We start from the raw sequence: 25,590 nt of genomic DNA on the forward strand, positions 1-25,590 counted from the left end.
CTGTTTCATCAATATATACGATTGGTAAATCGTTTAGGTTATCCAAAATATCAAGAAACTCAGCGACTTTCTCTGGGTCTTGTTCCTTAAAGCTCGTCATCTTTTTTTGAAGTGACCTTCATCTGCTTTAAAGCTGCCCATACTGAAGGGACAGCACAATCAAAATGTGCCGCAATTTCCCGTAAAAAAGCATCTGGATGAGCCTCTACAAAGGATTTCAATTCCTCTAAAGGAATCTTTCGGTTTTTGACGACTCGCTTTTTCCTCTCTAAGTGTCCTTGTTCACGTAAGTTCTTTTCCCACGTGAAGAGAGTTCTGACGCCAACATCAAAAACCTTGGCTGCCTCGACATGGCTGTGCCCCTCTTTGATGTAATCTAATGCTCGCTGTTTAAAATCTGTACTATATGCCATAGCTTTATTATAACATGCTTGTTTGAAACTAAGCAACTATAATAGTCAGCACATCGTCAAGTTTTCCTGATTTGAGGTAGTTGATAGAGGATTGGAGTGTCACTCCATCAAGCCCCAGAGATATGAGCACCAAACCGCTGATCTGGTCGCAAAGGGTAAAGAGATAACCACCATGGGCGTTGCCATAGTAGTTGAGCGACGAGTCCACTACTTTGGTCGTCACCACAACGTGACCATCTCTCATTTGTTCAATTTCGTAATTTTCAAAGGCAGATATAGCGTCAAAATGAAAATCTTTCATTGTTTCCTCCTGATATTTCAAACGACACTATGATACTACTTTTTATAGGACTGTGCAAGGAGAAAGCTCCTAGTCTGGCAAAATTCCAACCTGCTCCACAAAGCGCATAAAGGCTGCCTGTCCTTGTTCTGTCTGCTTGTAGACACCTGCATCCTCCAGTACACGCGCAAAGATAGCACCAACAGAGTCCTTGACGATTTCAAGGGCTTTTTCTTTATCCGCTAGGTCTGGATGTTGGACTTTGAGTTGGTCTGCCCATTCCTGATGATAATCGGCAACTGTATCACCATCTCCCACGAGATAGCTAGCGACTTGCTCCACCTCTTCTTTCAGACGAGGTGGTAAAATAGCCAAGCCCATGACCTCAATCAAGCCGATATTTTCCTTCTTGATATGTTGGACATCCTTGTGAGGATGATAAATGCCATCAGGATGTTCTGGTGATGTTTGATTATCTCGTAAGACCAAGTCCAACTCAAACTGTCCATCGCGTTTACGAGCAATTGGTGTGATGGTGTGATGCGGTGTTCCGTCCGTCTCTGCCAAAATCTGCACACTAGAATCTGAATACTGACGCCATTCCTGGAAAATCTTATCAGCTAAGTTAATCAAATCCTCTTTGGAATCCGAAGTCAAGCGTAGGACAGACATTGGCCACTTGATAATTCCAGCCTTGACCTGCTCAAAACCAGCAAATCGGAAGGTCTTTTGCAAGGGAGCCAATTCCATAGGAAATACGTGACGGCCTCCCTGATAATGATCGTGAGTTAGAATAGAGCCCCCCACAATCGGCAGGTCGGCATTAGATCCAGCAAAATATCCTGGAAACTGCTCTACGATAGCCAACAGACGTTCAAAACTCTGACGACTAATGGCCATGGGACGATGCTGGCCATCTAAAAAGATACAATGCTCATTAAAGTAAGCATAGGGCGAATACTGGAACCCCCATTCCTGACCAACCATTTCAAAACGGATAATCCGATGGTTGCTGCGAGCTGGGTGGTTGACCCGACCATGGTAACCCTCATTCTCTAAACAAAGTTGACACTGAGGATAATTACTAGCTTGCACCAACTTGGCTACCGCAATCTCTTTCGGATCCTTTTCAGGCTTAGAGAGATTGATGGTAATTTCAAGTTCTCCATAATCAGATGGAACACGATAAGCGATATTTTTAGCAATGGCCTTGAGTTTGATGTAGTCATTTTTCTGACTGAGTTGATAAAAATCCTCTATCGCTTGCTCAGGAGAGTAGGCATAGGCTTCCCAGAAGTCACGATTGACCTGACTCGGACAAGGAGTCACCAAGTCCATCAGTTCAGTACCAAGGATTTCACGCGCAGTCTGACTATCCTCAATCGTCTCTAATCGAACGGCTTCCTCAACTAGCTGGTCCTTGAGGTCAATCAATTTATCCAGATTGGTCTCAACTTCCAAAACACCTTCTCCCACTCGTGCCAAAACACGATTGGTCAGGTAGATTCGATCCATTTCCTCAAATGAACTTTCAGAAATGACATGTGTTACAAATTTATCTACTAAGGTCACTATAGAGCCTCCTTTTGACTAGTCAAGGACGCGAGTGCCACCTGCAACTTCAGCGATATAGAAGCTTGGAGCGTATCCAACTACTTCCTCGTAGTGTTTGCCTACAGCTTCCTTAAAGGCCTCAACAGTATCTTTTTGAACCAAGGCAATGGCACAGCCACCAAAACCAGCCCCTGTCATACGAGCACCGAGAACTCCTTCTTGTGCCCAAGCTGTGTGAACAAGGGTATCTAATTCCAAACCAGTTACTTCATAATCATGCTCCAGAGAAACGTGTGACGCATTCATCAAACGACCAAATGTTTCCAAATCACCTGCTTGAAGGGCTGCTTGAGCTTTAAGGGTACGTTGGTTTTCAAGCACAGCATGGCGAGCACGTTTCAAACGATTTTCATCTTTAATTAGATAGCTATATTGGTCAACGGCCCACTCGTCCAATTCACCCAGGGTCTGAATATCCAAGGCAACTTGCAATTCTTCCACTGCTTTTTCACACTCAGCACGACGTTCATTGTATTTAGAGTCCGCCAATTCACGGCGTTTGTTGGTGTTCATGATAACAACGACATTGTCCTTCAAATCAAGTGGCACCAAATCATACTCTAAGGTGTTGGTATCAAGGTAAATAGCACGTTGATCAGCCCCCATACCAATAGCAAACTGGTCCATGATACCAGAGTTGACTCCGATAAAGTTGTTTTCTGTTTGTTTTCCGATTTTAACCAAATCCAAACGGTCTAGTTTTAAATCAAAGAGATGCTCTGCCACGACTCCTGTCAAGAGCTCCAAGGATGCTGAAGAAGACAAGCCAGCACCATTTGGGATATTCCCATAAACATAAAAATCAAAACCTTTGTCAATCACGTGCCCAGCTTCTTGCAAGAAATGAAGAACCCCTTTTGGATAATTGGTCCAGTTGTGCTCTTTTTCAAACTTGAGGTCAGCGAGAGGCACTTCGATAATGCCCTTGTCCTCAAAGTTAGCTGAGTAGAAACGCAAGACTTGGTCGTCACGCTTACGAGCTGCACCGTAAGTTCCCAAGGAAATAGCAGCAGGAAAAACGTGCCCACCGTTGTAGTCTGTGTGTTCACCAATGTATCCAAGGAATTTCCCAAGGTCAATCCTTTTTACTAAAATTTTAGTAAAACATCAGTAAAAAGAAGAAAAATATGATATACTAACCTAATCAAGGAGGACTTATGGCTACCTTAAAAGACATTGCACAGCTAGCCTCTGTCTCTATCGCGACCGTATCCCGTGTCCTCAACCGCGACCAGAGCCTATCTGTTACAGAAGAAACCAGACACCGTATTTTAACCGTTGCTGAAGAGCTGGGCTACACCAAGCACCTCAAGACAGGCGAGTCCCATAAACCCAAGCAAAAGATTGCCATTATTCAATGGGTCAGCGAACAAGGGGAGCTAGACGACCTCTACTACTACCAGATTCGCCTAGGAATAGAAAAAAGAGCCCAAGAGTTGGACTACGATATCTTGCGCTATTTTAATGACCACCCTTTTACCCTAAGCGAGGAAGTGATTGGAATTCTCTGCATCGGAAAGTTTAGTCGAGCTCAGATTTCTGCCTTTGAAGAATACCAAAAACCCCTGGTCTTTCTAGACAGTGATACACTTTCTCTGGGGCATACTTGTATTATTACGGACTTTTACACTGCCATGAAACAGGTTGTCGATTATTTCCTCAGCCAAGGAATGGACCGTATCGGGATTCTAACAGGCCTTGAAGAAACAACTGACCAAGAAGAAATCATTCAGGATAAGCGGCTGGAAAATTTCAGAAACTACAGTCAAGCAAAAGGAATCTATCATGATGAACTGGTCTTTCAAGGAAACTTTACTGCCCAGTCTGGCTATGACTTGATGAAGGAAGCCATTCAGAGCTTGGGAGACCAACTCCCACCAGCATTTTTCGCAGCCAGCGATAGTTTAGCCATCGGTGCCCTTCGTGCGCTCCAAGAAGCTGGAATCAGCCTACCAGACCGTGTCAGCCTCATTTCCTTTAACGACACCAGCCTGACCAAGCAGGTTTATCCTCCCCTCTCCAGCATCACAGTTTATACTGAAGAAATGGGGCGAGCAGGTATGGATATTCTTAACAAAGAAGTACTCCACGGTCGGAAAATACCTAGCCTGACCATGTTGGGAACCAAACTGACATTAAGAGAAAGTACCCTAAATCAAGAATAGGATAACATAAAAAACGAATAGAGTTCTAAAACTCCTATTCGTTTTTTATTCGATTACAATCATAGACTTAATTGTCTTACGTTCATCCATATCTTTGTAGGCTTGGTCGATATCTTCCAGTTTATAACTTGAAGTAAAGACGCGACCTGGATTGATATCACCATCAAGGACGGCTTTTAGTAAAAATTGCTTATCGTATGTTGTAGCAGAAGCTGCCCCACCTGCTACAGAGATATTTTGCATAAATGTCGAACCAAGAGCACGATTATTATAGTGTGGGACTCCTACAAAGCCCATACGCCCTCCATTATGAAGAACACCTAGCGCCTGTTCTATAGCAGCCTCCGTACCAACACATTCAAGTGCTGCGTCTGCTCCTCCACCGAGGATTTCACGCACCTTGGTAATTCCTTCTTGACCACGTTCTGCAACAACAGCTGTCGCACCTGACTCCATAGCCATCTTTTGACGGTCTTCATGACGGCTCATAAGGATAATTTGTGATGCTCCACGCATCTTAGCCGCGATGACAGCACATTGACCAACAGCCCCATCACCGATAACAACAACCTTGTCCCCTTTTTGAACATTTGCAACACGCGCCGCATGATAGCCTGTCGGCATGACATCTGCAAGAGTCAAAAGGGACTTGAGCATCCCTTCTGTATAGTCAGAAGGTTGACCAGGGATTTTAACCAGCGCCCAGTTTGCATAGTGGAAGCGAATATATTCTGCCTGAAAATCACCCCCCAAATTATTGCCAATATGATTGTCGCAAGAACCGTCAAATCCAGCAAGACAGGCATCACACTCACCACATCCATGTGTAAAAGGGACAATCACAAAATCACCTGGTTTCACCGTCGTAATGGCTTCCCCAGCTTCTTCAACAATCCCAATCGCTTCGTGTCCACTATTTTTGTGTCCAGCTTTCGTTTCTGGATTACGGTACCTCCATAAATCTGAACCACAAACGCACGCACGAACCACACGAATAATCACATCATCCGCTTCTATTATTTGCGGACGTTCAATGCTAGCAAGTCCAACCTGACCTGCCTTTGTATATACTGCTGATTTCATTTAAAATTTTCCTTCCTTATAAAGTTTAATTTTGAGATTTAAGCGATTTAAAGCCGTCTGTAACTGAGACAAGCGCTCCTCTAATTTTTTCTTTTCCTCTTCTAAAATACCAAGCCTCTCCTCTCGCGTTTCATCCCCCTTTTGGTAGAGCGACATATAGTCAACTAAACTGTCTACAGAGACACCTGTCGAACGAAAACACTTAATAAATTCCAGCGCTTCTATATCCTGATCTTGAAAATCACGAATCCCAGTTGCAGTACGAGTAATCGGTGGCACAAGACCAACCCGTTCATAATACCGAATCGTATCCGCTGAAATTCCCAACAAATCACTGGCAGATTTAATATTCATAGGCTAACCTCCTCTCCTTTCATTCACTGAGTTTAAGCTACTCTAACTCACTTATCTTATTATATAACTTTGAGTTGACTCCAAGTCAAGCATTTTGCACCTAATCGAAAAATTTTTATCATTAACAATCATATATCTGGAGTTTATACAATGCTCTTCTCTTACCAATTTTTGAAATATTTAAATAATAAAGAAATTACTCTATTCCAAATAAGATAGTACCCAAGTATTTTTCACTTTTTTCTAATGTTGATGCTCATAACTCCGTTCCAAGTCACACACCTTTCGCTTATGGGTTTGGTGAGTTTCTAGGTCAGCATCAATTTCAATGGTAATATTTTGAAAACCACAATCTTTTAGGAAAATTCGAATAGACTCTTTACAAGTTTCCATATGTTCCATTTCTTTTAGACAAACATGGACAATGGCATTTTTTTCCAAAGCATCCATAGTCCAGAGATTAAGCTGATTAAGGCTGGCCACATTGTCCAATCGCTCCAGGCCACTCTTTACTTGCTTGATATCAAGACCTTCTGGCACAGCATCCAAGAAAATCTTGAGTGTAGACCAAAAACGTGGAAGGGTTTTTGAAAGAATAAAGAAAGAAATGACAAGGGACAAAAGAGGATCTAGGATATACCAGTCCGTAAATCGAAGAACAATCGCCATCAGGATAACAGCTACCCACCCTAGCGTATCTTCCAGAAAATGCAAACTCAGAATAGACTCATTCTTTGTCTTTCCCTTACCAACCACCAGACTCGCTAACAGATTGATAGTAATCGCAATAATTCCTAACCAGAGAATCCCCTCATCATTGACTGGTTGCGGATGCAAAATCTTCGTGACATTTTCCAAAATGACTAGAACAGAGCCCGTTACGAGAATCACAGCTGTTACCAAGGCTCCTAGCAGGCTAAACCGCTTATAGCCCAAGGTGTACTGATTGTCTTCTTCACGATTGGAGATTGTTTCTAGAAAAGCTGATATTCCAATTGCAATCGCATCTCCCAAGTCATGCACAGAGTCAGCAAGAACAGCGCTAGAACCAAATACTCCACCTGCAATAAACTCAACAATGGCATAAGTCAAATTTAAGAAAAAAGCCACCCAAACAGCATATTTTGCCTTCATATTTCTCATTCCTTTGTTATAATAGATTTATGAACACCTTGTTCATTATCATTATCCACTAAAACTCAAAGAAAGGATAGAAGCAAAACGTCAGCTTTATTCAGTTCTGAACAATTTGCCTTAAGTGTCCATATGACTAACATTGACCGCCGTATCAGCAAAACCAAAAAAGCCATCTATCAAGCTTTTATACAACTTTTGAATGCTAAGGGTTACGAGGCCACTACTGTTCAGGATATCATTGATCTCGCAGATGTGGGACGATCCACCTTTTACTGTCACTATGAGAGTAAGGAGCTTCTTCTGGACCAGCTCTGCCGCTACCTCTTCCATCATCTTTTTGAAAGAGAGCAAGCCATTTCAACCGAAGATTACCTAGCCCACCTCTTTCTGCATTTTCAGAAAAACCAAGACCATATCACCAGTCTACTATTCTCCAAAAATGACTATTTCCTCCGTCAACTACAGAGAGAGCTTGAGCACCACGTCTATCCCATGCTGGCTGCTGATTTGAAGCAAACTCACCCAAGTCTACCTACTTCTTACCTCCAACACTTGGTCGTGTCCAACTTTATCGAGACATTGACCTGGTGGCTCAAAAAAGGTCAAGATTTCACAGACCAGGAAGTTGTCCAATTTTATCTAGACCTTCTCATTCCTAAAAATTGAATATAGAGTAAAGCTCAGTTGTCTTATTTCTAGGTTACTGAGCTTTTTATCTTTTCAACAACAAAAGAGGACCCGCCGATCCTCTTTTTCATACTATAAATCCTTGATTATCAACTATATCTGTTTTAATCGAAATCTCAAAACAGCACTTTCAAACATCTTTTCCTAGTTAAGTAAATCAGTATTCTGCTTAGCTGCCTTGCTCCATTGATACCAACCAACTAGACTGTTAATGAGATAAATTAGATATTTCCCTTGAATTTGCAGGCTTTCTCCCCACCAGAGATAGATTGAAAAGACATTGGTAGCCGCCCAGAATATCCACTGTTCACGGTAAACAGCTGTCATGAGGATTTGCCCTACCCCATTGGTTGCATCTGTGATTGAATCACGATAGGGACGATTGGCACCAATAGACTGATAAATGAAGCCAAAGGCCAACCACCAAAGCACACTAATGGAAAGATACTTTGTCCAGCCCTTGCCGTCCAGTTTACGCGCGACAAACTCCTGCTTTTCCTTCTTAAACTGTGCCTGATAAATCCAAACTAGAAGTCCAATTGGCTGCATGACTGTGAAGTAAAGTGTCGTCAGCACCTCACCATAAAAGCCTTTCTGTAGGGCCAAAATAAGGTAAATAACAGAGTTAATCAAGCCAAAAAGATAATTACTTGCTCGACCTTCCGATACAAAGATTACACAGATAATCCCTGTCAAGCTACAAATCATCCCAATCCAGTCAACAATACGATGTTCGTAAACCAACTCCAGCCAGAGAGGAAAACTTCCTAAAACCAGCAAATAAATCCACTGGGCAAAACTACGATGGGCAAAGAGGTCATCCCAGATAGCCTTCATAGTTCCTGAAAATCCTAAATCAGCCATAGCCGCAACCATACGACGGTAACCACCTGACATTTCACCTAGGGTTGTTTTGATATTTTCAATTTTCTTTTGCAAATAAGTATGCATCATTTCTCCTTTTGTTTTTAAAGAGCCGTGTCTGGATAGACTTTCGGACGCAACGCTCTATTAGATAATGAACTGCCTATACACAAGATTTCTAACCTTAGTCGACATGAGCTGAAACCCCTTATTTGTTAAGTAGTTCACAAAATATTATACACCTATTTTATGAATAGTCAACTGTCTTTACAGTAAAATTTTAGAAAATCATGAAAATTTTCTCTTTCTTTCCATTTTAAGTGACATTCAGTCATTCTCACATCAAAAAAGCCCAGACGAAATTGTCTGAGCATTCTTTTATCTAGTCGTTTAAGGAAGTTGAGTTCAGTATGTTTAAAGTCTCTACCCCATCATTTCTTCAACAAACCTTGTTCTTGTAGAAATTCCTTGGCTACTTGTTCTGCTGACTTGCCTTCAACACCGACTTGATAGTTGAGCTGGCTCATCTGGCTTTCAGTAATTTTACCAGCCAATTTATTGAGAACTGTTTCCAACTCTGGATGTTTCTTGAGAAGAGCTTCTTTCATCAGTGGAGCCCCTTGATAAGGTGGGAAGAGTTGTTTGTCATCGTCCAATACCTGTAAATCATAACGTGCCAACTCTGCATCGGTTGAATAGGCATCCGTGATTTGAATATCACCTGACTGAATTGCCTGATAGCGAAGGGCTGGCTCCATGGTCGCCACATTAAGATTGAGACCATACATTGACTGCAAGCCCTTATTTCCGTCTTCACGGTCATTAAACTCGAGAGTAAAACCTGCCTTCAGCTGCCCTTCCACTTTTTTCAAGTCCGAAATGGTCTTCAAGCCATATTCTTGAGCAATCTTTTTCGGAACAGCTACAGCATAGGTATTTTGATAAGACATGGGTTTGAGATAGGCTAGATGATCCTGTTTGGCAATACCATCACGCGCTACATCATAAACCTGCTCTGGCTCATGACTCACTTTCGGTGATGGCTGAAGTAAACTTTCAGTCACCGTTCCTGTAAATTCAGGATAGATGTCAATATCGCCTTTTTTCAGAGCTTCATAGAGAAAGCTTGTTTTCCCAAAATTTGGTTTAACAGTCGCAGTCATACTGGTATTTTCTTCAATGAGGAGCTTATACATATTGGCCAAAATTTCTGGTTCTGGACCCAATTTCCCAGCAATGACCAAGTTCTCTTTCTCTTTTTGAGCTAAGAGGGCTGGGCTATAAGACAAACCAAGCAATATGGTCACCAAGGCAAAACCAGAAAAAATCGTCCGCAATTTTGCTTTTTCCATCACTTTTAGTAGGAAGTTAAAGGCAATGGCAAGCACTGCTGAAGAAAGGGCCCCAATCAAAATCAGACTGGCATTATTACGGTCAATTCCCAAAAGGATAAAGGAACCTAGTCCCCCAGCACCAATCAAGGCAGCCAAGGTTGCCGTACCGATAATCAACACTGCTGCCGTCCGAATCCCAGACATGATAACCGGCATAGCCAGTGGAATTTCAAACTTCTTGAGTCGCTCCCATCTAGTCATCCCAAAGGCAATCCCAGCCTCTTGCAGACTCGGATCAATTCCCTTGAGTCCAGTGATGGTATTTTGTAAAATCGGAAAGATCGCATAAATTACTAGTGCTGTCAAAGCCGGCAAGGTTCCAATTCCCATCAAGGGAATAAAGAGCCCCAACAAGGCCAGAGACGGGATGGTCTGGAAAATCCCTGCAATCTGTAAGACCCAATCCGCCAACTTCTCATGATAGCGAAGATAAACAGCCAAGGGAATCGCAAGCAAAATAGCTAGTAACAAGGTCAAAAGTGACAACTGCAAATGTTGAGATAGGGCTGTCAACCAATCACCAAAACGATCCTGAAAAGTTGCAATTAAATTAGTCATGAATACTACCTCCAAACAAGTCTGCAACAAAGTCTGTTGCAGGAGCTTTTAAAATAGTCTCAGGATTCGACACCTGACGAATCTCTCCATCCTGCAAGACAGCAATACGGTCCGCCAATTTCAAAGCTTCATCCGTATCATGGGTTACAAAAATCGTTGTCATCCCAAACTCTTTATGCAATTCTTTTGTCAGAACCTGCAACTGTTTTCTCGAAATAGCATCAAGAGCCGAAAAAGGCTCATCCATGAGGAGAATCTTAGGCTGACCAATCATAGCACGGACAATACCAACCCGTTGCTGTTCTCCACCAGATAGTTCACTAGGCAAACGATGCCCATACTCAGCTACTGGTAAACCAACCTTGCCCAAAAGCTCTTCTGTTTTCTGAGCAATTTCTTCCTTAGTCCAGCCCTTCATCTCAGGAATCAGGGCAATATTTTCCGCAACCGTTAGATTTGGAAATAGGGCAATGGCCTGTAAAACATAACCAGTAGACAGACGAAGTTCACGCTCATCATAGTCTTTGATGCGCTTGCCATCCATATAAATATTTCCATCAGTCGGTTCCAAGAGACGGTTAATCATCTTAATCATGGTCGTCTTACCTGAGCCAGATGGCCCAACTAAAACCATAAATTCCCCATCCTCAATCTGTAAGTTGACATCTCTCAAGACATCCTTTTCTGTGTAGCGCAGTGCTACATTTTTGTATTCAATCATTCTTTGTCCTCATTTTAAAACTTTCCTCGATTGGTCATGTCTTCTACCTTAGGCATGACTTCCTTATTGTCCCAATGCTCTACAATTTTTCCATTTTCTAAACGGAAGATATTGTACTGGGCATAAGCAAGGCCATCAATCTGAGTCTGACCATAACTAACCACATAGTTTCCTTGTCCTAAGAGTTGGAAAACAAAGTCGAAAGCGGCCTTTACTTATAAACAGCTAATTTGATCTATTTTAATCCTCTTTTGCCTTCTCTTTCAGATTCGCCAAAATTCTTTCTTGAAAGGCTTCAAATTGCCGAATTTCTTCCTCTGAAAATCCTTTGTAAAAGATCGTATCCAATTTCTGACTAACACGATGCCCCACTTCTTTCTGGGACTTGCCTAACTCCGTTAAAACTAAATACTTCTTACGCTTGTCTTTTCCACACGGACTAACAATTACAAGCTTTTGTTCCTCTAGCTTTTTTATCATAGTCGTCAGCGTATTATTCGCAAGCCCAGTCGCAAGCGCGATATCTGTCGCAGTTGCGCAGCCAGTTTTACTATTCCATAAAACCGCTAAAATCTTACCCTGCTCACCCCTATAAAGAGCCTCAGGATCTTGGCTCAGTAACTTCTGAAAAATCCGCCCATTCAACAAACGAATATGATGGGCTAGCAAATGACTATCTTTCATAACACCTCCAATTATTTCGATATCGAAATGAATAGAATAATTGTAACACTTGTCCTTTCAACTGTCAACTATTTCGATTTAGAAATAATTTTTGATAATGATTTACATCACCATACTCCGGTTCAACTAACTTTTAACGAGAGTTTCTAAACTCCTTCGTCCTCCAGTCTACAAAAGCCTTCCATCTGTACTATACTATATTTTATGAGGAGTCACGTTTTTCCTATCAGACCATTTATTTTAAAGATAGAAGTCAATCATAATTGCTTCCATCTGTACTATACTATATTTTATGAGGAGTCACGTTTTTCCTATCAGACCATTTATTTTAAAGATAGAAGTCAATCATAATTGCTTCCATCTGTTCTTTTATAGTATATTGAAGTTGGACTAGGGCACTGTATCTTCTAAAACATCGATAGAAAGCGATTTAATTCCCCCAATCAATTTGTTCATATCTTATTTCATCCCGCTATAATTTCACCTTACCCTATCTTTCTCATAGCACACTTCAAACAGCCTATCCCCTACCGTTTGACGATTCCTCACTTCGTTCCACTTCCATTACAGAAGTTTCCTCACTACTATGGGTTCGGCTGACTTCTCATGATTCCTTGTTACTACGCTTTCAGCGCTCATGAGACCTCACGGGATAAGTCCTACATCTTTCCTCGTTTATACAAGATATGAGGACGTTAAAAGGTTAGAGTGAAAATAGGAAATCTGACGCAGAGTCTTTAGACTCTAGAAAGATTTATCTTTTTCACACAAACCTTAGTCCGAATTCAATTACTCTCGTGATTTACGCATATAGGTTACGACTACCTTTTTGGACTTTAGAGTTTCTGGCCCCCTTATCCGCTATATACGCCTTACTATCACCTTCCTGTTCGTAGAGCCACGATTTCGCTATCCCTTCCTCTGACGATTCTTATTTCCAGTGTCAGACTTAAAACGGTCTATCTCCAGACCGTTTTAATCCGCTACCTCACGATAGTCAGGCTTGGGAATCGCTATTGGGTTCACCGGTAGCAGGTGCCCACCGAGGACTTACACCTCAGATGCACGACATGCCCGTCGTACCAAAAAATACTTTGATCCACAATGGAATCAAAGCATTTTAAAGAGCTCCCCATACATAATCGCAGAAGCTGCGGTTCCTCTGTACTTGGTTTCTTCTCTCTTGATAAAACGAGCCAAATTGAGCAACTCAGGTGCCGGATGTTTGGGATTCTTGAGCAATTCACGATTGACCAGACCTGAGAGACGAACTGCCAGCAATTGCTCATTTGTAGTAGGCAGTTTTTTAGCAGTCTCTAGGAGAGCAGCAACTAAATCTTCACTCAAATCATGTCGAGCATGATTGTAAAGATCTTTTACAAGGCTTTCTAGGTTTGGTTCTACCATCCCTACCACCTCCTTATGTTTAATAATTTTTAATCAAATCAACTGTTGAACGATCCAATTTCTTCACCAAGGCTTGTAAGAAGGCTTGCGCTTCTAGGAAGTCATCCATTGCATAAAGTGTTTGGTGAGAATGGATATAACGAGCACAGACTCCGATTGTTGTTGATGGGACACCACCATTTTTCAGATGTGCTGCGCCAGCGTCTGTTCCGCCTTTACCACAGTAGTATTGGTACTTGATACCAGCTTCTTCAGCTGTTGTCAAAAGGAAATCCTTCATTCCTGGGAGAAGCAAGTGACCTGGATCGTAGAAACGAATCAAGGTTCCATCTCCAATCCTGCCTTGACCGCCATAAACATCACCAGCAGGTGAGCAGTCAACTGCTAGGAAAACTTCTGGGTCAAACTTGGTTGTGGAAGTATGCGCACCACGGAGACCAACCTCTTCTTGGACGTTAGAACCCAGATAGAGTTCATTGCCAAGTTTCTGACCTGACAGAGCTTCCGCCAACTCGCTAACCATAAGAACACCGTAGCGGTTGTCCCAAGCTTTTGAGATGATATTTTTTTCATTGGCTGTCAAGATTGCAGAGCTATCTGGTACGATGGTATCACCCGGACGGATTCCAAAACTTTCTGCCTCAGCCTTATCCGCAAAACCGCCATCAAAGACGATATCGGCAATGGCTGGCATGGTTGGTCCCCCCTTTCCACGAGTCAAATGCGGCGGAACAGAACCTGAAATCACAGGAATTTCACGACCGTCACGAGTCAGAAGTTTGAAACGTTGGCTGCTGACTACCATGGGGTTCCAGCCACCGATTTCTACGACACGGAAGGTACCATCTGGCTTGATTTCGCTGACCATAAAACCAACTTCATCCATGTGAGAAGCGACCAAGACGCGCGGCGCATCCGCTGCTTCTGAATGTTTAATACCAAAAATACCACCCAAGCCATCTGTCACCACTTCATCCACATGCGGTGTCAATTTTTCACGAAGATAAGCACGGACAGGCGCCTCATGACCTGAGATAGCAGCAAGTTCTGTTACTTCTTTGATTTTTGAAAATAATGTTGTCATTTCAGTTCCTTCTTTCTTTCATCCATTTTACCACTTTTTAGAGGAGAAGGATAGTGGGAAGGTGGATAGTTTCTTACTCAGTTTTCCTATAAAAAAGAGAGACAGATATTCTTTCAGGAATTTTTCTTTCTTTTTTACATTAAATTGTCAGAAATTTTATTGACAGATTAGAAAAAACATGTTACAGTAATATCCGCAGGTATCTTTCGATACCAAATCTACATGAAAGGACGGGGTATGAAACTTTCTCATTATTTAATTGGCTTACTTCTGCTCCTAGTCTTTCTCTCTATTAGCATTGGAACCAGTGATTTTTCATGGGGAAAACTCTTTGCTTTCGACCAGCAGACCTGGCTACTATTTCAGGAGTCCCGTCTTCCAAGAACCATCAGTATTCTCCTTGCGGCCTCTAGTATGAGTATGGCAGGCCTTCTCATGCAGACCATCACTCAAAATCAGTTTGCTGCTCCGAGTACAGTTGGAACCACTGAAGCCGCCAAACTGGGAATGGTATTGAGCCTCTTTATCTTTCCGTCTGCGAGTCTAACCCAAAAGATGCTCTTCGCTTTTGTTTCATCCATCATATTTACCCTCTTCTTCCTAGCCTTTATGACCATTTTTACTGTAAAGGAAAGGTGGATGTTGCCTCTGATTGGAATCATCTATAGTGGGATTATCGACTCAGTCACAGAAGTTATCGCCTATCGTTTCAATCTGGTTCAGAGTATGACTGCTTGGACCCAAGGATCCTTCTCCATGATTCAGACCCATCAGTATGAGTGGCTCTTCTTAGGCCTCATTATCCTGATAGCCGTTTGGAAATTATCCCAAACTTTTACCATCATGAATCTAGGAAAAGAAACCAGTGAAAGTTTGGGGATTTCTTACTCCCTACTTGAAAAACTAGCTCTCTTTCTGATTGCATTAACGACAAGCGTCACCATGATTACCGTGGGTGCCTTACCATTTCTTGGAGTTATTGTTCCCAATCTTATTCGCAAGCGTTATGGAGATAATCTGAGTCAAACCAAACTCATGGTCGCACTGGTTGGTGCCAATCTAGTTCTGGCTTGCGATATCCTATCCCGAGTTCTGATCAGACCCTATGAGTTGTCTGTCAGTCTCTTGCTAGGAATCATCGGTAGTCTCGTCTTTATCCTACTTCTCTGGAGAGGGGGACGAAAAGATGCAGACTAAAAGCAAACATACCAAGCTCTTCTGGATTCTCATTATTCTTGCCATCGGAGCTTGTCTTCTCTACTTTTGGCCCATCACTCACTTGTCAGCCTTTACTTGGAAGTTGCGTTCCCAAAAGATCATCGTTTATCTCTTGGTAGCCATCGCGACTGGGATTTCGACCATTAGTTTTCAAACCCTGACGGAAAATCGATTCCTGACGCCTAGTATTTTAGGAATCGAATCCTTCTACGTCCTACTACAAACCCTACTACTGGTTTTTGAAAGTAAGTTTCTTCAACTCGGGAAGTCTCCCATTTTAGAATTCCTAGTCTTACTTCTACTTCAATCCCTCTTCTTTCTCGCCTTGCAAGGCTACTTGAAGACACTGATGAAGCAAGACCTTGTCTTCATTCTGTTGATCTGTCTAGCCCTCGGAAGTCTCTTTCGAAATATCAGTACCTTCCTTCAAGTCTTGATGGATCCAAATGAATACGATAAATTGCAGAACAGTCTCTTTGCCTCCTTTCAGCATCTCAATACTTCCATCCTAGCCATTGGTTCTCTGATTATCCTTGCTTTGACAATCTTTTTCTTTCAAAAAGCAGTCATTCTGGATGTCTTGCACCTGCAAAGAGAAACAGCTCAGGTATTGGGACTCGATGTTGAAAAAGAACAGAAAGAACTCCTCTGGGGTATCGTACTTTTGACCTCAACAGCAACTGCCCTGGTAGGACCTATGGCCTTCTTCGGCTTTATGCTAGCCAACCTCACCTACCTAATTGTCAAAGACTATCGGCACAAGTTGCTCTTTATCGTGGCCATTCTGGTCGGATTTATCAGTTTGACCTTGGGGCAAGCCTTGATTGAACGAGTCTTTGCGCTGGAAATTCGCATCAGTATGATCATCGAGAGTGTGGGTGGCTTCTTATTCTTTATCTTACTTTATAGGAGGGCGCGTCGGTGAAACTGGAAAACATTGACAAATCCATTCAAAAACAGGATATTTTGCAAGGCATTTCGCTTGAAGTCAGTCCTCAGAAACTGACAGCCTTCATTGGTCCAAATGGTGCTGGAAAATCGACTCTCCTCTCCATCATGAGCAGACTGACCAAGAAAGATCAGGGAATTCTCAGTATCACATCATGAGCAGACTGACCAAGAAAGATCAGGGAATTCTCAGTATCAAAGGTCGTGAAATCGAGAGTTGGAATTCGCAAGAACTAGCCCAAGAACTGACCATCCTAAAGCAGAAGATCAATTACCAGGCAAAATTAACCGTTGAAGAACTGGTCAGCTTTGGACGTTTTCCCTACAGCCGAGGACGCCTGAGACCAGAAGACTGGGAAAAAATTCGAGAAACTCTGAACTATCTGGAACTGATAAACTTAAAAGACCGCTACATCAATAGTCTGTCTGGCGGCCAGCTCCAACGTGTCTTTATCGCTATGGTACTGGCCCAGGATACGGACTTTATCTTGCTGGACGAACCACTCAACAATCTCGATATCAAGCAAAGCGTCAGCATGATGCAGATTCTTCGGCGACTGGTGGAGGAACTCGGCAAGACCATTATCATCGTCCTCCACGATATTAACATGGCCAGCCAGTATGCGGATGAAATTATCGCCTTCAAGGACGGTCAAGTCTTTAGCAAGGGAAGAACCAATCAAATCATGCAGGCTGACCTGCTCAGTCAACTCTATGAGATTCCTATCACGCTAGCTGATATCAATGGCAAAAAGATCTGTATCTATAGCTAGTAACATAGAAGCTCAAGTTAGAGAACCTTCGGTCTCTTAGTCAATAAGACCAAGAGACTCCCTAAATCGTTATCACATTTTAAAAAGGAGAAATCATGAAAACATCCCTTAAACTTTATTTCACTGCCCTAGTGGCCAGCTTCTTGCTTCTACTTGGTGCATGCAGTACAAATACAAACTCAAGCACTAGTCAGTCGGAAACAAGCAACTCTGCTCCAACAGAGATAACCATTAAAAGTTCACTAGACGAAGTCAAACTTTCCAAAGTTCCTGAAAAGATTGTGACCTTTGACCTCGGCGCTGCGGATACTATTCGTGCTCTAGGATTTGAAAAAAATATCGTTGGAATGCCTACAAAAACAGTACCAACCTATCTCAAAGACCTAGCTGGAAAAGTTAAAAATGTTGGTTCTATGAGAGAACCTGATTTAGAAGCTATCGCCGCCCTTGAGCCTGATTTGATTATTGCTTCCCTACGTACACAAAAATTCGTAGACAAATTCAAAGAAATCGCCCCAACAGTTCTCTTCCAAGCAAGCAAGGACGACTACTGGACTTCTACCAAGACTAATATCGAATCCCTAGCAAGCGCCTTTGGTGAAACTAGTACACAGAAAGCCAAGGAAGAATTGGACAAGCTAGACAAGAGCATCCAAGAAGTCGCTACTAAAAATGAAAGCTCTGACAAAAAAGCCCTTGCCATCCTCCTCAATGAAGGAAAAATGGCTGCCTTTGGTGCCCAATCTCGTTTCTCTTTCTTGTACCAAACCTTGAAATTCAAGCCAACTGATACTCAATTTGAAGATTCTCGCCACGGACAAGAAGTCAGCTTTGAAAGTGTCAAAGAAATCAATCCTGACATCCTCTTTGTCATCAACCGTACTCTTGCCATCGGTGGGGACAACTCTAGCAACGACGGTGTCCTAGAAAATGCCCTTATCGCTGAAACACCTGCCGCTAAAAATGGTAAGATTATCCAACTAACACCAGACCTCTGGTATCTAAGTGGAGGAGGTCTTGAATCAACAAAACTCATGATTGAAGACACACAAAAAGCTTTGAAATAAGCCACTTCAAACTCAATTTAATACTCAATGAANNTTTGAGGTTGCAGATAGAAGCTGACGTGGTTTGAAGAGATTTTCGAAGAGTATAAAATTTTGACATTCTAAAACGCATCCTATCAAGTTCACTCAAACCTGATAGGATGCGTTTTTATCATTTTGAAATCTATTTACCTCACCTCATTCCCCTTCTTGATTCCGTTTGAGGGAAAAGTGGTCTGGGACGGAGTCCTTACCTGTTTTCGACCAGGGATGGCAACGTAAAATCCGAGCCAAGCCCATCAAAACACCCTTGAAGCCATGTTTTTCAATAGCCTGAATCATGTAGTTGGAACAAGTCGGCTCAAAGCGACAAGAAGGTGGAAAGGCTGGTGAGATAAACCGTTGGTAAAAGCGCACAGGCGCTATTAAAATTCGTTTCATTATTTCTTGGTTACAGCCATGGTGTGTAGTTGGCTGATTTCTTTTTTATTAAGACGACGGGATTCTCCTGGACGGAGTCCTGTCAAGTCTAGATGTCCAAAACGGGTCCGTGACAACTTGTCCACTTGGAGACCGACAGCTTCAAACATCTTTTTAACCTGGTGGTTACGCCCTTCATGGATGGTCAACTGCACCACAGAGCGGTTTTTAACTGGGTCCACTTTGAGAATCTCATAGACAGCTGGCTTGGTTTTCTTACCATCAATCTCAAGTCCACGGGTCAAGGGGCGGAGATTGTCCTTATTGGCCACACCTTTAACACGCGCGACATAAACCTTGTCAATCTCATTACGAGGGTGAATCATCTCGTCTGTAAAATCCCCATCATTGGTCAAAATCAAGACTCCTGATGTATCCCAGTCCAAACGACCCACAGGGTAAATGCGCTCTTTGACATTGGGCAAGAGGTCGACAACCGTCTTGCGACCCTTGTCATCTGTTACACTGGAAATGACACCGCGTGGTTTGTTAAGCAGATAATAGACCTTTTCTTCGTTGTAGATAGGTTGACCTTCAACTTCGACCTTGTCGCCTGACTTGATAGTGGTTGCTAGTTCACGCACCACTTGGCCGTTAACCGTCACCAAACCTTGCTTGATCAGCTCTTCTGCTTTTCTCCTACTGGCCACACCTGCATGGGCAATATACTTATTGATTCTCATCTTCTTCTATCCTTTCACCAAATAATTGGCTTTCTTGGGCTTGAATCTCAAGCTCATCAATCACTGGTAATTCTTCTAAATGGTTTATCCCCATGTAATCTAGGAAATAATCCGTAGTCACATAGAGGTTGGGGCGCCCCAATACTTCCTTTTTCCCGTCTTCCTTTATCAGGTCAAAAGCCTGCAACTTTGCCAAGGCTCCACTCGAGTTAACCCCACGGATGGCATCAATTTCGATCCGCGTAATCGGCTGTTTGTAGGCAATAATGGACAAGGTCTCAAGGGCAGCCCGAGACAAGCTCTGGTTGATAGGCGCCTTAGAGTATTCCTTCAAAATCTCTGCAAATTGAGGCTTGGTCACCAATCTATAAGCACCACTTGTCTCAATCAAAGCCAAACTGGAATCTGGGTCCTTTTCATACTTCTGGGCTAATTTTCCTAAACTCTGCTGGATGCCTGTCGGTGGCAGAGAGAGGAGTTCAGCTAACTGGCGGACCCGAATCCCATCTTCACCCGCTACAAACAAGAGCGCTTCTATTTTTGCTAAAGTACTCATCTTTCCTCTCTATCAAGTCTAGCTTTGAGGCACTTGACTTTCTTCCTTCTTTTCCATGAGATAGATATCTCCGAAACTCTCCTCTTGCACGAGGATCAGCTCCTGGGTTTTGATTAACTCTAGGGTTGCCAAAAAGAGGGTGATGACCTCTTGGAGATTCTGGGCTTCCTTAAACAAATCCTGCAAGCGCAATTGATCTCGTCCAATCAAGGATTCTTTCACAATAATCATCATGTCCTCAATCTTATACTCATCCCGCAAGATAGTCGTGTGATTTTGTGCAAACTCCTCTTTTTTCTTGGCTAGGATATTTGAAAAAGCCAAAAAGAGGTCAATGGTCGTCTTGTCATGCACAAGCTCCGCATCTTCGTAAATCAACTCTGTCGGCGCTTTGGAATAGTGCTGGGCCCGTTCTTGGTGCTTGGCTTCCAAGTGCTCCCCCAAAAGCTTGAACTTGCGGTATTCTTCGATTTGAGAGAGAAGATCCTGCTCTAGGTCATCTTCCAAATCTGTCACTTCCGCTACCTTTGGCAAGAGCTTGCGGCTCTTAATCAACATGAGCTGACTGGCCATGACCATGTACTCGCCCGTCACTTCCAGACGCATGGCCTGCAGAGTTGAGACATAGGCTAGATACTGTTCAATGACTTCCGTAATGGGCACATCGTAGATATCCATCTGATACTTAGAAACCAGGTGCAAGAGCAAGTCCAGGGGCCCTTCAAAATCCTTTAATTTAATATCCATTATCTATACTTTTCTAAGGTCAGGACTGTTTTTAATCCTATTTTTTTTGCAATTTCGTACAAATCGACCTTGTTTTCTATTTGTCTTAGAATAAACTGTTCACGTAAGACTTGAGCTGATAAGGTTGAGAAACCTTTCTCCTTGACAAAAGCTTCTAACTGACGAAAGGCCCACTGACGAGAATAGGCTTTCCCTCCCCTTTCAAAGAGATATATCTGGCCCATCAAGGGTTCCAACTCCGAAAGCAAGGTCGTGGGAATGCTGACAATCCTCTGTTGGGAAGCCTTGCTGATTCGCAACACCTGAAAATCCAGATTGATGTCCGCAACCTTGATGGCTAAAATCTCACTGGGCAAGAGCCCCATTTCTAGGATTAAGAGCGCTAGCAAGCGTCCCTCTGGATGGTCGCTTTCCTGCCAAAAAGAGTCTAGGTATAGAATCTCTGGCTTTTCCGTCTTCTTTTCAGCTTGTTTGGCTAATTCCAAGCGGTAAAAGCTGTCCACCTCTCCTTTTTGATAGAGAAAGTATAGAAATTGGTTACAGGCCGAAATCTTTCGCTTCTGGGCGCTGATTTTTAGATTGGCTAGCTGGGCTTGGTAAATCTTGAGACTGGTCTCAGAAATCCGCTCACCTACCATGTCTAAAAATTGCTCCAAATCATACTTATAGGACTGCTTGGAATTGACAGACAAGCCCTGCTTTTCCTCTAAAAAGGCTGAAATCCTGTCTCTCATTGGCATCGAATCTCATATTCCTTACTAAAGTCATGCAAGAGGGCATTAACGGCCTTGAGGATGGACTTGCGCGTAATAATCCCTTGGAAAATACCCTCTGCATCCACAACCGGTAAGAAGGACTCATCTACTAGCTTGTGCAAGACCTCCGTAATGGTGAAATCAGGCGAAACAACCGCTACGTCCGTTTTTGTCATATGAACGATATCCGTATCCGCCATAATTTCTTGGCTCAAGTCATGCTCCATCTGATAAGCCATAATATCTCTGAGTCCAATCGTCCCAACAAACTGTTTTTCATCTGTCACAACAGGAACACGGGTATAGGTCATCTGACTGAGCAAGAGGGTCGCATGATCCGCATTGTGGGTATCAATCAACACAGCTAGATTTTTAGCAGGGGTCAAAAAAGTTTCCTCCTGCCCCAACAAGAAAGTCTCAAACTCCTTGGCAATCATCGGCTAAACTCCTTGGACAAACCTGGATACACCTCGTGATCTCGTGTCAAAAAGTCCACTTTGAAGTAACTATCATCAATCTCCACACGAGCATAGAGACATTCTCTGATGGTACCTCGTGGTTGACTGATAGAACCTGGATTTAGAAAGAGGATCTTGCCTTCCAACCAAGCACTTGGCACATGCAAGTGACCATAGAGGCAGATAGCGGCCTCTTCCTCCTGAGCCCAGTAGTCCAACTTTTGAAAGTTGAAATTGATGTCAAACAAGTGACCATGAGTTTGGATAATCTTGGTCGAACCAAGCTCAGTCACCAGACGTTCTGGGTAGCCGGCGTAGAAGTCCATGTTCCCTTTAACAACGCGGATGCCCTCCCAAAGTGGAGAATCCGGACGTAGTTCAGAATCGCCGTTATGAAAAACGGCATCGACTTTGCCCACATAGCGATCACGGACTTCTTCCACAATCAAGCTATCGCCATGGGAATCGCTCATTACAATGATGGTTTGCTTTGCCATGATGGAAATACCTCCAAAAGTTTCTTAACGGCTAAGGCACGGTGAGATTGACTATTTTTTTCTTCCAGGGTTAATTCAGCTGATGACTCACCTGTTTCTCCTACAAGGAAGAGGGGATCATAGCCAAAGCCATTTTCACCCTTAGGTTCAAAGTTAATATAACCTGACCAGTCTGCTTCAACAACTAAACTTTCCTTATTTGGGCTGGCTACGACTAGGGTTGTGTGGAACTGAGCCGAGCGGTCCTTGAGTTCAAAGACCATGGCCAATTCGTGCAAGAGTTTGGCATTATTTTCACGGTCAGTTGCTCCCACACCTGCGAAACGAGCTGACCAGACGCCTGGTAAGCCACCAAGGACATCGACTTTGAGACCAGAATCATCTGCCAAAACCATCTTGCCCGTTAATTGAGAAATGGTTTCTGCCTTGAGACGGGCATTTTCTTCGAAGGTCATGCCTGTTTCAGCTACTTCAGGCAGGTCAGGATAGTCATTAAGATTTTCCACATCGTAGCCTAACTTATCAAAGATAGCTCGGAACTCTTTGGTCTTGCCTTCGTTACGAGTCGCAATCAATAAGGTTTCTCTGACCTTGTTTGTCTCAAAGAATGCTTCTACATCAACACCTTCTTTAGGCAATTCTACATGCAGGAGTTGCCCATTTTCAACTAAGAGAAACCCCCCCTGACGTTGAATGACTTCTACATTTCGTCCCATTTCTTGGTTGAGGATATCTACCACAAAAGACAATAAACGGTAGAGAGAACCATAGCGTAAAACAGTAACAGAAACAGGAAAACCTCGATCCTCATCTCGAAATCTTTGGGCAAACTCCAATAGAGGAAAATCCAAGTCATCATCCGTCAACGTCCGGACGCCACCAAAAATACCATAGGACCCGACATACCAGTCCTGTTCATCCTTATATTCATAAATTTTATTTGTCATAATTCTACATGCTCCACATGAATCTCTTTTTCCAGCCATTCTTCACCAATTTGTGCAAAACTTTGGCTGCTGGCTGTTGTGTAAAAACGGTGATTAAGTGGTCCAGCATCGCGACCACGATTGATTTCAAAATAATTAAGTAAGACTGAGATGTCCCGTACGCACTCTGCTCCACTATCGATGAGCTGAACCTTTGGTCCCATGACATTTTGAATAATAGGTCTGAGCAATGGATAATGGGTACAACCCAAAATCAGGCTATCCACCTTTCCAACCAAGGGACGCAGGGTTTCATAGACCACTTTCTTGGTAACACTGGTTGACAGGGCGCCAGACTCGACCAAGGGGGCAAACTTGGGACAGGCCAAACTCTCCACCTGTAAGTCTGGAGCCAGATCATGAATTTTCTGACGATAGATATCTGATTGTACCGTCATGGGCGTTCCAATCACACCTATTTTCCCACCTTGACTGGACTTGATAGCTGCCGAAGCTCCTGGCAAAATAACACCTAGGACAGGAATATCTAGTTGAGCCTTGATTTCTTCCCAGACGACCGCAGTCGCAGTATTACAAGCAATGACAATCATTTTGACATCCTTGGTCAAAAGAAAGTTGACCAACTGCCAAGTATATTCACGAATTTGCTCAGCAGGACGGGGACCATAGGGAGCCCGTGCCGAATCTCCAATATAGACGATTTCTTCATGGGGAAGCTGGCGCATGAGCTCGCGCACAACGGTCAAGCCCCCGACACCCGAATCCAAAAAACCAATTGGGCGATTATCCATACAGTCTTCTTTCTAGTCTTTTTTCTGATTGATAGTTCATTATGATTACCGTTCCTTATGAACTGAATAATGACAGCCTAATCAATAACTATCTCTCTTAATCATAATCAAATATCAATAGAATGCAAGGAAAAAGTCTCATCCCTAAACCCTTAGCCAACATAGTGAGAAGTCTGGAACTTTCATCCCAGACTTTTCCTTATCTATTTTTTCTTTTTATTGTTAGCAAGGGCTGCCTTTTGTTGGCGAATGATTTGGTGGTAAACTTGTTGTACCTTGGCTTCGCTTGGTTTTTGACCATTTGCACTCAAAAGAGTACGAACTGCTTCAGCATTCAAACGTGGGTTGTCAGCGAATTCCTTTTCGATTTGCTTACGAACCAAGTACATTCCTCCAATAGCTCCTCCTAAAAAAGCTAGCACAATCAATACAATTGCTAAAAGTAAATCCATCATTTTTCTCCTGTTTCTTTTTGAGTCCCTTTCATTATACCACAAACTAGTCACCCTGACTAGTTTGTTTTACGCTATCAGGGATGGAATGTAATTCGAATGTGAGAATGTCTTTAGTAAATCGAACGTGAAAATGTCCCATTTGATAAAATAGTCGTATGAAAAGTATCCAACTGAATATGAATGAAACGAAAAAATATCTTGTGATAAAAGCTATAGACCAAGGAAAGAAAACAAAGAATCGAGCCTGTGTCGAACTGAATCTTTCTGAAAGACAAATCAATCGTCTGCTACTAGCCTATCAACAGAAAGGAAAAGAAGCCTTCAGACACGGAAACAGAAATCAAAAACCAAAACATGCAATCCCTGATGAAATCAAAGAACGTGTCCTAAAGAAATACCTCTCCTATGAAACATATAAACCAAATGTCCTTCATTTCTGTGAATTACTAGCTGAAGAAGAGGGAATTCAGCTCTCTGATACAACTGTTAGAAAAATACTCTATAAGGAAAACATCCTCTCTCCCAAGTCTCACAGAAAGACAAAGAAGAGACTAAGAAAACAAGCTAAACTGAACCGCAATCATCCCCTAGACAATCCAATCTTACCGTCCGCTAAAGATTTCCTGGAAGACACTAAAAAGCTACATCCTAGTAGACCCAGAAAGAAATTTGCTGGAGAACTCATCCAAATGGAGGCTAGCCCTCATGCCTGGTTTGGAGCAGAAACCTCTAACTTACACTTAGCCATTGATGATGCTTCCGGCAATATCCTAGGGGCTTATTTTGATAAA

General features: G+C 42.7%; 26 protein-coding genes and 5 pseudogenes. 7 read left to right on the forward strand and 24 right to left on the reverse strand.

What is annotated here, in order from left to right; translation table 11 throughout:
- The 4 genes and pseudogenes from HT715_RS04255 to HT715_RS04270 form a co-directional block, all read right to left on the reverse strand.
- Positions 1–413: pseudogene (locus HT715_RS04255) on the reverse strand (IS630 family transposase); the annotation flags it as partial.
- Positions 414–453: 40 nt separating this feature from the next.
- Positions 454–714 (reverse strand): annotated as a pseudogene (locus HT715_RS04260) (PaaI family thioesterase); the annotation flags it as partial.
- Between the two features lie 69 nt (positions 715–783).
- The gene (locus HT715_RS04265; RefSeq protein ID WP_050207790.1) at positions 784–2,265 is read right to left on the reverse strand and encodes a UDP-glucose--hexose-1-phosphate uridylyltransferase; all 1,482 of its coding nucleotides are present in this window, start codon (positions 2,263–2,265) and stop codon (positions 784–786) included.
- Between the two features lie 18 nt (positions 2,266–2,283).
- Positions 2,284–3,360, reverse strand: a pseudogene (locus tag HT715_RS04270) (galactokinase); the annotation flags it as partial.
- 104 nt (positions 3,361–3,464) lie between these two features.
- Here HT715_RS04270 and galR point away from each other — a divergent pair.
- A complete protein-coding gene (gene galR / locus HT715_RS04275) occupies positions 3,465–4,472 on the forward strand; it encodes a DNA-binding transcriptional regulator GalR (RefSeq protein ID WP_050207786.1) in 1,008 nt (335 codons plus the stop codon).
- Positions 4,473–4,517: 45 nt separating this feature from the next.
- Here galR and HT715_RS04280 read toward each other — a convergent pair whose 3' ends face one another.
- The 3 genes from HT715_RS04280 to czcD form a co-directional block, all read right to left on the reverse strand.
- The gene (locus HT715_RS04280; protein ID WP_000833735.1) at positions 4,518–5,555 is read right to left on the reverse strand and encodes a zinc-binding dehydrogenase; all 1,038 of its coding nucleotides are present in this window, start codon (positions 5,553–5,555) and stop codon (positions 4,518–4,520) included.
- Positions 5,556–5,909, reverse strand: coding sequence for a stress response transcriptional regulator NmlR (nmlR, locus tag HT715_RS04285; RefSeq protein WP_001022631.1), 354 nt, complete (start codon positions 5,907–5,909; stop codon positions 5,556–5,558).
- A gap of 243 nt (positions 5,910–6,152) precedes the next feature.
- Positions 6,153–7,043: a cation diffusion facilitator family transporter CzcD gene (gene czcD, locus HT715_RS04290; protein ID WP_000645109.1), complete on the reverse strand. Its 891-nt coding sequence runs from the start codon at positions 7,041–7,043 to the stop codon at positions 6,153–6,155.
- A gap of 132 nt (positions 7,044–7,175) precedes the next feature.
- Between czcD and HT715_RS04295 the strand changes: the two genes are divergently transcribed.
- A complete protein-coding gene (locus HT715_RS04295; protein WP_000181701.1) occupies positions 7,176–7,712 on the forward strand; it encodes a TetR/AcrR family transcriptional regulator in 537 nt (178 codons plus the stop codon).
- A gap of 165 nt (positions 7,713–7,877) precedes the next feature.
- Here HT715_RS04295 and pnuC read toward each other — a convergent pair whose 3' ends face one another.
- From pnuC to pepA, 7 genes and pseudogenes are all read right to left on the reverse strand, one after another.
- Positions 7,878–8,684, reverse strand: a complete 807-nt coding sequence (pnuC, locus tag HT715_RS04300; protein WP_000557779.1) for a nicotinamide riboside transporter PnuC — start codon at positions 8,682–8,684, stop codon at positions 7,878–7,880.
- Between the two features lie 344 nt (positions 8,685–9,028).
- Entirely contained in the window at positions 9,029–10,549 is a 1,521-nt protein-coding gene (locus HT715_RS04305; protein ID WP_050207782.1) for an ABC transporter permease/substrate-binding protein, read from the reverse strand.
- Entirely contained in the window at positions 10,542–11,270 is a 729-nt protein-coding gene (locus tag HT715_RS04310) for an ABC transporter ATP-binding protein (RefSeq protein ID WP_050207779.1), read from the reverse strand. Before HT715_RS04310 ends, HT715_RS04305 begins: the two co-directional genes overlap by 8 nt.
- A gap of 14 nt (positions 11,271–11,284) precedes the next feature.
- Positions 11,285–11,473: pseudogene (locus HT715_RS04315) on the reverse strand (polyketide cyclase); the annotation flags it as partial.
- Positions 11,474–11,510: 37 nt separating this feature from the next.
- Positions 11,511–11,954 carry a MarR family transcriptional regulator gene (locus tag HT715_RS04320; RefSeq protein WP_000655206.1) on the reverse strand — a complete coding sequence of 148 codons (444 nt, stop codon included), beginning with the start codon at positions 11,952–11,954 and terminating at the stop codon, positions 11,511–11,513.
- Between the two features lie 1,110 nt (positions 11,955–13,064).
- Positions 13,065–13,361: a bacteriocin immunity protein gene (locus tag HT715_RS04325; RefSeq protein ID WP_138701224.1), complete on the reverse strand. Its 297-nt coding sequence runs from the start codon at positions 13,359–13,361 to the stop codon at positions 13,065–13,067.
- Between the two features lie 19 nt (positions 13,362–13,380).
- Positions 13,381–14,445, reverse strand: a complete 1,065-nt coding sequence (gene pepA / locus HT715_RS04330; protein WP_023933656.1) for a glutamyl aminopeptidase — start codon at positions 14,443–14,445, stop codon at positions 13,381–13,383.
- A 237-nt stretch (positions 14,446–14,682) separates the two neighbouring features.
- Here pepA and HT715_RS04335 point away from each other — a divergent pair, with 237 nt between their 5' ends.
- The 4 genes and pseudogenes from HT715_RS04335 to HT715_RS04350 all read left to right on the forward strand — a co-directional run bounded on the left by HT715_RS04335 (position 14,683) and on the right by HT715_RS04350 (position 18,451).
- A complete protein-coding gene (locus tag HT715_RS04335) occupies positions 14,683–15,642 on the forward strand; it encodes an ABC transporter permease (protein WP_000777228.1) in 960 nt (319 codons plus the stop codon).
- On the forward strand, positions 15,632–16,588 hold the full coding sequence (locus tag HT715_RS04340; protein WP_050261390.1) for an iron chelate uptake ABC transporter family permease subunit: 957 nt from the start codon (positions 15,632–15,634) through the stop codon (positions 16,586–16,588). The genes HT715_RS04335 and HT715_RS04340 overlap by 11 nt, the downstream gene beginning before the upstream one ends.
- Positions 16,585–17,384 (forward strand): annotated as a pseudogene (locus tag HT715_RS04345) (ATP-binding cassette domain-containing protein). Before HT715_RS04340 ends, HT715_RS04345 begins: the two are co-directional and overlap by 4 nt.
- A 95-nt stretch (positions 17,385–17,479) precedes the next feature.
- Entirely contained in the window at positions 17,480–18,451 is a 972-nt protein-coding gene (locus tag HT715_RS04350; protein WP_000858270.1) for a siderophore ABC transporter substrate-binding protein, read from the forward strand.
- Positions 18,452–18,628: 177 nt separating this feature from the next.
- On the opposite strand, the gene yidD is transcribed toward HT715_RS04350, so the two are convergent.
- The 10 genes from yidD to HT715_RS04400 form a co-directional block, all read right to left on the reverse strand.
- Positions 18,629–18,871, reverse strand: a complete 243-nt coding sequence (gene yidD, locus HT715_RS04355) for a membrane protein insertion efficiency factor YidD (RefSeq protein ID WP_000821628.1) — start codon at positions 18,869–18,871, stop codon at positions 18,629–18,631.
- Positions 18,871–19,593 carry a pseudouridine synthase gene (locus HT715_RS04360; RefSeq protein ID WP_001222228.1) on the reverse strand — a complete coding sequence of 241 codons (723 nt, stop codon included), beginning with the start codon at positions 19,591–19,593 and terminating at the stop codon, positions 18,871–18,873. The genes yidD and HT715_RS04360 overlap by 1 nt, the downstream gene beginning before the upstream one ends.
- Positions 19,580–20,149 (reverse strand): SMC-Scp complex subunit ScpB, encoded by a 570-nt coding sequence (gene scpB, locus HT715_RS04365; RefSeq protein ID WP_000105310.1) that lies wholly within the window; start codon positions 20,147–20,149, stop codon positions 19,580–19,582. The genes HT715_RS04360 and scpB overlap by 14 nt, the downstream gene beginning before the upstream one ends.
- A gap of 18 nt (positions 20,150–20,167) precedes the next feature.
- Entirely contained in the window at positions 20,168–20,896 is a 729-nt protein-coding gene (locus HT715_RS04370; RefSeq protein ID WP_138707070.1) for a segregation/condensation protein A, read from the reverse strand.
- Entirely contained in the window at positions 20,896–21,630 is a 735-nt protein-coding gene (gene xerD, locus HT715_RS04375) for a site-specific tyrosine recombinase XerD (protein ID WP_261814631.1), read from the reverse strand. Before xerD ends, HT715_RS04370 begins: the two co-directional genes overlap by 1 nt.
- On the reverse strand, positions 21,627–22,088 hold the full coding sequence (cbpB, locus tag HT715_RS04380) for a cyclic-di-AMP-binding protein CbpB (protein WP_000560725.1): 462 nt from the start codon (positions 22,086–22,088) through the stop codon (positions 21,627–21,629). The genes xerD and cbpB overlap by 4 nt, the downstream gene beginning before the upstream one ends.
- Complete coding sequence (locus HT715_RS04385) at positions 22,085–22,606, reverse strand: metallophosphoesterase (RefSeq protein ID WP_001118962.1); 522 nt, start codon at positions 22,604–22,606, stop codon at positions 22,085–22,087. The genes cbpB and HT715_RS04385 overlap by 4 nt, the downstream gene beginning before the upstream one ends.
- Complete coding sequence (locus tag HT715_RS04390) at positions 22,582–23,553, reverse strand: nucleoside-triphosphate diphosphatase (RefSeq protein WP_055356779.1); 972 nt, start codon at positions 23,551–23,553, stop codon at positions 22,582–22,584. The genes HT715_RS04385 and HT715_RS04390 overlap by 25 nt, the downstream gene beginning before the upstream one ends.
- Complete coding sequence (gene racE, locus HT715_RS04395; RefSeq protein ID WP_000370374.1) at positions 23,550–24,344, reverse strand: glutamate racemase; 795 nt, start codon at positions 24,342–24,344, stop codon at positions 23,550–23,552. The genes HT715_RS04390 and racE overlap by 4 nt, the downstream gene beginning before the upstream one ends.
- 203 nt (positions 24,345–24,547) lie before the next feature.
- Positions 24,548–24,796, reverse strand: a complete 249-nt coding sequence (locus tag HT715_RS04400; protein ID WP_000364983.1) for a YneF family protein — start codon at positions 24,794–24,796, stop codon at positions 24,548–24,550.
- A gap of 179 nt (positions 24,797–24,975) precedes the next feature.
- On the opposite strand from HT715_RS04400, the gene HT715_RS04405 reads away from it, so the two are divergent.
- On the forward strand, positions 24,976–25,590 hold a 615-nt coding region (locus HT715_RS04405), incomplete at its 3' end, for a helix-turn-helix domain-containing protein (protein ID WP_172922840.1).

This window comes from Streptococcus sp. 4155 (assembly GCF_013276695.1).
GTDB lineage: Bacteria > Bacillota > Bacilli > Lactobacillales > Streptococcaceae > Streptococcus > Streptococcus pseudopneumoniae.